We start from the raw sequence: 8,148 nt of genomic DNA on the forward strand, positions 1-8,148 counted from the left end.
TTTGCCCGATGGCGGCCTATGTGCTTATTGAAGTGATTTCTCTTTCTTAAGTTTAAATCTCTATTCCTCTCTCCTTTAGATAATTGCTGCCTATGGCATCGGCTGCAAAAATGGCGTCAAAGAGCATCTGAGGAGTTACCTCGAAAGGCATGTTGTGGATCAACATTCCTGGCTCGCAGGTCTTCTCTGCGACCTTCATTATCTTTTCCGCTGTGGGCTCCACTACACCAATTTGCTTTAGCGTTATAGGCAGGCCCACTTCAACACAGAAATTCATGACCTCTTCTATCTGCTCCCAAGACCTGTCCTCAAGGACAATGTGCACAAGGGTTCCAAAGGATACTTTTTCTCCGTGATACACGCTGTGGGTCTCCTCCAAAATAGTGAAGCCATCATGAATAGCATGAGCAGCTGCAAGCCCAGAGCTTTCAAAACCTATTCCGCTCAACAGGGTGTTGGCCTCAACTACCTTTTCTACCGCAGGGGAAACAACGCCCTTCTCCACGGAAAGTTTGGCCATCTTGCCATACTCCATCAAAATGTCATAGCAAAGCCTGGCAAGGCTCAAAGCAGTGGCCGTAGAATACCCGCCCGGCAAGTTCTTGGCAGAAGACCTGAAGCATGAATCAGCCTCAAACCACGTGGCCAGAGCATCCCCCATGCCGGAGACCAAAAACCTTACAGGCGCCTTGGCTATAATGGAAGTATCCACCAACACTAGATCTGGGTTTTTGGGCAAAACAAAATACCTGTCAAATACCCCGTCTTCCGTGTAAATGACCGATAATGCGCTGCATGGGGCATCGGTAGCAGCTATGGTGGGGACTATAACCACAGGCTTTCCCATCATCGCAGCTATGGATTTGGCAGTGTCTATAGCTTTGCCTCCACCAACAGCAACAACAAAATCCGTGTTATTATCCTCTGCTATCTTCTTCAGCCTGTTTATCTCAGGATCACAGCACTCCCCATTGAAATGCTCAAAAACAGCCTCTATGTTCTCTTTCTTGAAGCTCTCCTCAACAACCCCCTTGGAAGTGGACATAGCCCTCTTGCCGCCTATTACAAAGGCTTTCTTCCCAAGATGCTTTGCCTGTGCTCCTATCTCTGCCAATGCACCGGCTCCCTGAACATACTTGCTAGGTGATATCATTACTTTGGTTCCCATACTAACCCCTCCCGTGTTTTTATTTATTTGGCTTACTCTACTTCTCTAAAGCCAACTAGCCCAAAACGCCAACCAGGTCCTTGTGCGGCCTGCTTATAACCACTGCCTCAACCAAAAGCCCCCGTGAAGAAACCACCCCCTCTGCAGCCTTTACTGCATTTTTCACGTCCGATATCTCACCAGTCACAGAGAAAAAGCTCTTAGAGCCCATACCTCTACCTACTCTTATCTCTATTAGATTCACCCTCGAGGCCTTAACCGCTGCGTCCGCTGCCTCCAGCACAGACGGGGCAGACATGGCCTCAACTACCCCTAAATCCCGTATATCCTTCACCTCCGTCGAACAAGTAAGAGCGGAAATGACCTGGGGATGAATGTTGGGCAAGAACATATAATCCACTATCATCTCCTTGCCCACATCCAATGCCCTGTTGAGGGCTGTCTTTACAGCGCTCACCTGCCCTCCAACTATGATCAAAAACTTGCCTGGACATGCAGTGGAAGCATAATAAAGGGAAATACTTGCCGATTTCAGCATACTGTCAGCAATTTGGTATCCCCTCGCCACGCTGATACTTTCTATGGTCGCCAAGGCTTTTTCCATCTAATATCACTCCATATCAACTTTCTTTATTTTTACCCCTTCAGCAGCCACACTGAGGACAACTCCATCAATAGAAGAGTGAACAGCTGCCCCTAACGCGCCCTCCGGTGGAAAACCCAACACCTGGCCTGCTGCCACAAAATCCCCCTCACTAACCGCAGGGGCACACGGGCGGCCTATGTGCTGCAAAAAAGGCACAAAAACTTCGTCTAAATCCTTAAAAAGGCCCCTGAAAGGCAGCTCCTCCGGGAACTTATCAAGGCCTATACGCCTTTTGAGCCTGCTGGAAGGAAGGAGCCTGTAATCCCTCATGGGGTCCTGCTTCATTTCACGCTTTTGGAATTCCGGCTTCACTCCCTGCTGCCGCAATATGGCCTTAAGCTGCTGGTTCACCCTTCTTGGGGAAAGCTGCATAGGACAGGCATGCAAGCCACTGCACAAGTTGCACTCGGAACATAAGAAGGCGCTCTTGAGGACAGATATATCCGCCAACTTGTTGTACGCCATGGCCCGCATTATCATGTGAGGCTTAAGATCATAACCAACAAGCTTTCTGGAACACACCAGTGTACACTGGTTACACTGGATGCAAGCGTACTTGGCCTGCTTCAGCATAATTTCAACCGGCATGGTCTCGTATTTGACCAGGGCCGAATCGCCAGGAACCACAATTATGCCACTAGTAGTCTTGCTAACCACAAAGTCCAAGTCCTTGCGGTATTTCCCCGTCATGGGACCTCCATCTATATACCACGGGTTCTCAATGGTCACGCCGCCACAGGCACGTATAAGGCTAGAAGCATAAACCCCTATAGGGACAAGCCAAACGCCAGGCTCTTTTACATAGCCGCTGACCGTAACAAACTTGTGGGTCACGCTTTTGGAGTCCATTGCCCTTCCCAGGTTGTACAAAGTCTCTACATTGTTCACTACCACGCCAACCATCAGCGGAAGGCCTCCTTCTGGAACGAGCCTGCCTAAAGCCTCCCTGATCAAGATGACTTCGTCGCCAGCAGGGTAGTAATCCCTTATGGGGATCACCTCTCCCCCAGCCTTTCTAAGGCTTTCTATTTCTTTTTTATACTTCTCCTTGAGTACGAAAACTGCCCTTTTTGCGCCGATGGCCTCTGCAACCTCCCTGGCAGTATCCACCAAAAATTGGCTTTCTTCTCTCATAAGGTGCTTATCCTTAAACAAAAGGGGCTCGCACTCCACACCGTTAATTACATAGGTATCTATGCCATCGGCCTTTAGCTTTACATGGGTGGGAAAGCCTGCTCCTCCAGCTCCCACAACCCCTGCTTCAAACACGGCCTTCAAAAGCTCATCCTTCGAAATCATTTCCTATTCCCCCACCAGGGCTAAACTATCCTAAATGCCCCATGCAGCAGGCAGCGCCTTACCCTGCAGAAGGAAAGAGGCGTAGTGGGCCCCTGGCCTGTAGTGGTCGCTATCGTAAATGCCGTAGGGCAGTCGCCGCCGAAACCTATGGAAGCAAAGGAAGGGGCGTTTTTAGTGAAAATAGTAGTCTCCATGGCCCTCGCCATCCTGCTCATGTTGTCTATGTTGGTGCTGTGGATAGCTGCTGAATGCCTGAAGCCATGCTCCACCCTCAGGGCCATCATAAGCCCATCCTCGAAGTCTGACACTCTTACCATCGGTAAGACGGGCATGAGCATCTCCTCCTGCACAAGGAGATCTTGTTCTTCTGCTTCAACCAAAATTACCCTAACACTCTCTGGAACCTTTATGCCTATATCTGCCAATATGCGCACCGCATCCTTGCCTACATAATCCTTATTCGGCTTTCCGTCCTCGGTCAGGACGAGCTTCTTCAGCTTTCCTACATCGCCACCCTTAAGCTCAAAGGCCCCGTTCTCCAGCATGTACCTTTTAAGCTGGTCTGCAACACAGTTGACCACTATAAGCTCCTTCTCCGCTATGCAAGGCAAATTATTGTCGAAGGAACAGCCAGCTATGACATCCTTTGCTGCCTTCTCCAAATGGGCTGTCTCATCCACAATCACAGGCGGGTTGCCTGGGCCCGCACCAATGGCAGGCTTGCCAGAACTCAAAGCGGCTTTTACGACACCTGGCCCACCGGTGGCAGAAACAAGCCTCACGTCCTTGTGCGTCATGAGCTTGCGGGCATTTTCCAAGGTCGCTATGGAAAGGCTCGACACCAACCCGGCGGGCACGCCCTGGGACGTCAAGTATTGATTAATCAGCTCGCAGCTTCTCAGAGAACACTTGACAGCCGAGGGGTGGGGAGCAAAAACAACGGCATTTCCTCCTGAGATCATGCAAATGGCGTTATTTATCACCGAAGCCGTGGGGTTAGTGGAAGGAGTGATAGAGGCTATAACCCCAAAAGGAGAGAGCTCCTCTAAAACCAGGCCATTGTCCCCTGATGTGGCCTTCGTGGTAAAAAATTCCGGGCCGGGAGTCTTTTCCACAGCAAGCCTGTTTTTGGCTATCTTGTCATCTACCCTGCCCATACCCGTGTCCTCGACAGCCAAAACCGCCAGCTCCTCAACATAATCCAACAAAAACTTCTTAAGCCCATCTACTATTTTCTTTTTATCTTCCAAGCTGTATTCCCACTGCCATATCTTCTGAGCCTTGACGGCCATTTCTACGGCATCATCCACATCACCATAACAGTAAGAAGCCTGGCTTGTTCTGCCTTTTTCCAGTGAGCCTACCTGATCTTTCAGCTCCTCCAAAACCTTGGCGACAATCTGTTTTATATCCTGCTCTCTCAAAGCCATACACCCCCTGTAAACTCATATGGAAAACTCCGTTAAAACGCCGAAGAGACAGACAAGGCGTACCGGGCAACGTCCATATCTTCCTCCACACTGCCACCACTCACCCCAATAGCACCTATTACCTTCCCATCCTTCTTGATGGGAAACCCTCCGCCAAAACAGCAAAGGGTTGAATCCGACTGAAGGCCATATAAAGGCTTGCCAGGCTGGATGAGCCCCGCAACTTCGTCGGTAGGCATGCGAAGGGAAACTGCCGTGCGAGCCTTCTTAATGGCCAAGTCACAGCTTACCAGCAGCGCCCCGTCCATCCTGGAAAAGGCCGTAAGAACACCGCTTTCATCTACAACAGCTATAACCATAGGAACCCCTATCTCCGACGCCCTTTTCGCGGCAGCATCTACAAATTTAAGAGCCAAATCCAAATTCATGTTCTTGCTGTACATAGTTCCTGCACCCCCACTAGTTTTATCAAAGTTTAATTTTTTACATTCCTCCAATTCCCTCATAACTATTTGTGTTATGCGAGAGACAAAATCCTCAAATGCAGCCGCTATTGCAAGAGTACAAATGTAATCTGACAGCCTGTTAAGCACAGGCACGAGCCTACCGTCCAGAACTTGCTCTCTGGCTGCTTGAAGGGCATAGCGCTCTGCCTCCCTGACCACTGTCCTTGCCACATGGAGCATGGATTCACATAAGCTTTCTCCAGGGACTATAAACTTGCCTTTATTGAACACATCTAAAACCTTCGCATAACAATCGAAGGGATACTTTTCCTGAATAGAATCTATCTTCAACTCCAAGCTTTTTACGCCTGGAAGCTCATATTCCTTGGAACCCCTTGCAACAAAGGCCATTAAGCCCATGAGCATCTCCTGAAGGGCCTTTATATCTTCCTTCAGCACCTCTGGGGCGGTATTCCTGGCAGCGCCAAGAACAGAAACCGCCTTGTCTATATGGCCGTTCAGCACTATTGCAGGATGATCTTTGGGAACCTTGCTGCCATCAACTAACTGAGTCTCTCCTTGATCTCCCTGCCTTGTATATATCCGCACCTTGAAATTCACCTCTACAGGTTAAAATCCACGGTATCTATTATTCCTACTATCGCCTCATCCACCGGGGTGCCCTTTTTCTCGCTAGCAGAAAACCTGGCAGAGCTGCCAGAACACAGAAGAACCAGCTCCCCTACACCAGCGCCCACCAAATCCACCGCTACGTGGTACTTGTCCTCTCTTGCCCCCAACTCGCCCTCCTTCGTGGGATGAAGCACCTGCACCACCAAAAGCTTGAACCCCACTAGCCTCTCGTCCTTTTTCGTGGAAACCACATGGCCTATGACTTTCCCTATCTTCATGACTTAACATCTCCCCATTCCTTCAAGGCTGAAAGAGCCTGCTTCACGTCCGATACACTTCCCCAAAAGACAACGGTGTTAAGCTGCTGCGGGCAGTTGCCTACGACTTCAGAAGCTTTGACGTTGGAGGCCTTGGTCGCTACATCTATGGCCGCCAGAACATCCACAACCGCTCCCTGAATGAGCAGCAAAGCCCCCACCTCGTTAAAATCTTTAGCAACATGAGGCCTCAACCTGCTCTTTAAGACCTCTAAAAGCGCCTCTGTGGGCTTAACTACCAGCCGAGCAGAAATAGCCATATCTATCCTTCCTCTCTTGTGATCGCAACACCTTGCTCCCTGAGCCTGGACAACGCCTCAAAGCTAAGTTTCGTGTTGCCTTTGAGCACTAAAGCCCTACACCCATAAGGAAGCATTCCACTAACTTCACTCCAGGCAAGCCACCCTTTATCTTTTATTACCAGGCTTTTCCCCCCGCCTTGCGGCACGCGAAGGCTTTCAGAAGGAGCCCTTTTATCAATAAAAACCACACCCAAGCCTCTAAGCTCCCCAAGCCTTGCTTCAAGCAGCTTCTGCATTAAGCCGCCCCATTTGTACCTTTCCCTTATGACGCTCAAATCCATGATCACAGTCTTTCCTGCGTCTATAAAACAAGAGATAAAAAGGCTGATGTTGCTTATGGGAAAGGCCGAACATAATTCCTGCAGCACCGCAGGCGACACCTGCAAGGCCACCAAAAGGTCCAGCGTCTTTACTTCCTTCTTGATGTCCCCTAAACGGTCCAAAAAGTAACAGGGCTTAAGATGGCTTAAAGGCGAAAAACAGCTTTCCGCTGGCAGATAATGGACGGCATTAAAAGCCTCAGCTTCCAAGGCCTTATTAGGTGCCTGGCCACTGCCCCACAGGAAAGCCACCCTCGGTTTAGCGAGCCTCGATATGACCTCTTCTGCAAGACGATCAATTAACGTGCGCTGCATCTTCTTTCACCATCTTTTCGCTCTGTTCTTCCCAGAGCATGGACGCTATGCCCAATGGGGTAACCAAAAGGCAATGCTCAGCAAGCCTCACAGGATATTGGACAATAGACGAAAATACTTCTTCAGCACCTTCGATGTCTGCTCCCCCACCGACCAGATATATTGGCTCTCCTGAAAAATCCCAGGAAGCCTTATAGAGGTGCTCTTTCACTATGGTGGCCATCTTTTCCACGACGGGAACCAATATGGGTCTCAAGAACTTGTGATTGGCCTTAACGCGCTTTTTCTCTTCGGCTTCCTCAAAGGAAATTCCCATCCTGCCAGAGATCACCAAGGTCATGTGTGTTCCCCCTGTAGGCTCGTCGGCGGAGTATGCGACCTCGCCACTTTTGAAGATCGCTATTCCCGTCGTACCTCCACCTATGTCCACTATCACGCCTTCTTCCATGTTCAGCGCTCTGGCGGCAGCAACCGGTTCCTCATATAGGCCCTTGCACGGCACCCCCAAAGCCTCCACCACGTTGGCACAGACCTGGGCCGTCCTGGGAGATATGCCAGGAGGATATGCCGAAGCACCAACGGAATTCTCCAAAAGCCTATCCAGAGAAATCCCTAGCTTCGAACAAATAACCTCTATATTCTTCTCCGTCTCCTTTATGGCCCTCCAGTAATCCACCACTACACCGTCCCGTATTATTTCTGTCGACGATGTCATTGATGCAGAAACCGGCTCGCCCCTTTCGTTCAAGGCCACAACTACGATGTTTGTAGTCCCCAGGTCAATCCCCAGGTACAGCCTCTTCCATGAAGCAATGGCCTTATTGCTTTTTAACGCCTCAGCACATGCATCCAGTCTGAACAAGGCTTATCCCCCATTTACAAGCTTTCTGGTATGCGGACTATCTGAACGTAATCCCCAGTCTTGAGCCCACAAGCGTTCGCTTCGTCCACATCCACGTGAAACTCGCTTACGAACCTGTCGCTTACCCGCACCCATACCTTTCTAAATATGATGCCCCTGTCTCCCTTGGCCTCCACATCTACTTCCTGGCCGTTTTCCACTCCTAAGGCCAAGGCCTCTTCGGGAGACAAATGTATATGCCTCCACGCGATCCCAACGCCCTCTGTGAGGGAGACGCTCCCTTTTGGGCCTATAAGCAATATGGGGCTTTCTAACTTGTGGGAAGAGCCGCTTTTTACTACAGGAACGTCTATTCGCAGCTTTCTGGCATCGGAAGCAGAAAGCTCAAACTGGGTCTTTTCCCTTATAGG

10 protein-coding genes are annotated in these 8,148 nt (G+C 49.9%); all 10 read right to left on the minus strand.

Features of this window, described 5'->3' with window-relative positions; translation table 11 throughout:
• Nucleotides 1-52: 52 nt before the first annotated feature.
• Nucleotides 53-1,168 carry a glycerol dehydrogenase gene (locus tag H0Z23_RS08140; RefSeq protein WP_296868947.1) on the minus strand — a complete coding sequence of 372 codons (1,116 nt, stop codon included), beginning with the start codon at nt 1,166-1,168 and terminating at the stop codon, nt 53-55.
• A gap of 55 nt (nt 1,169-1,223) precedes the next feature.
• Nucleotides 1,224-1,772: a BMC domain-containing protein gene (locus tag H0Z23_RS08145; RefSeq protein WP_296868948.1), complete on the minus strand. Its 549-nt coding sequence runs from the start codon at nt 1,770-1,772 to the stop codon at nt 1,224-1,226.
• Nucleotides 1,773-1,778: 6 nt separating this feature from the next.
• Entirely contained in the window at nt 1,779-3,113 is a 1,335-nt protein-coding gene (locus tag H0Z23_RS08150; RefSeq protein WP_296868949.1) for a 4Fe-4S dicluster domain-containing protein, read from the minus strand.
• Between the two features lie 20 nt (nt 3,114-3,133).
• Nucleotides 3,134-4,543 (minus strand): aldehyde dehydrogenase family protein, encoded by a 1,410-nt coding sequence (locus tag H0Z23_RS08155; RefSeq protein WP_296868950.1) that lies wholly within the window; start codon nt 4,541-4,543, stop codon nt 3,134-3,136.
• 32 nt (nt 4,544-4,575) lie between these two features.
• Nucleotides 4,576-5,598: an ATP:cob(I)alamin adenosyltransferase gene (locus H0Z23_RS08160; RefSeq protein ID WP_296868951.1), complete on the minus strand. Its 1,023-nt coding sequence runs from the start codon at nt 5,596-5,598 to the stop codon at nt 4,576-4,578.
• A 14-nt stretch (nt 5,599-5,612) separates the two neighbouring features.
• Entirely contained in the window at nt 5,613-5,900 is a 288-nt protein-coding gene (locus tag H0Z23_RS08165) for a EutN/CcmL family microcompartment protein (RefSeq protein ID WP_296868952.1), read from the minus strand.
• Entirely contained in the window at nt 5,897-6,199 is a 303-nt protein-coding gene (locus H0Z23_RS08170) for a BMC domain-containing protein (RefSeq protein ID WP_296868953.1), read from the minus strand. Before H0Z23_RS08170 ends, H0Z23_RS08165 begins: the two co-directional genes overlap by 4 nt.
• 2 nt (nt 6,200-6,201) lie before the next feature.
• Nucleotides 6,202-6,876, minus strand: coding sequence for a hypothetical protein (locus H0Z23_RS08175; protein ID WP_296868954.1), 675 nt, complete (start codon nt 6,874-6,876; stop codon nt 6,202-6,204).
• Nucleotides 6,857-7,738 (minus strand): ethanolamine utilization protein EutJ, encoded by an 882-nt coding sequence (gene eutJ, locus H0Z23_RS08180; protein WP_296868955.1) that lies wholly within the window; start codon nt 7,736-7,738, stop codon nt 6,857-6,859. Before eutJ ends, H0Z23_RS08175 begins: the two co-directional genes overlap by 20 nt.
• Before the next feature lie 14 nt (nt 7,739-7,752).
• The coding region (locus H0Z23_RS08185; RefSeq protein ID WP_296868956.1) for a PduL/EutD family phosphate acyltransferase at nt 7,753-8,148 on the minus strand (396 nt) is incomplete at its 5' end.

The sequence above is a fragment of the Thermovirga sp. genome (assembly GCF_017656375.1).
GTDB lineage: Bacteria > Synergistota > Synergistia > Synergistales > Thermovirgaceae > Thermovirga.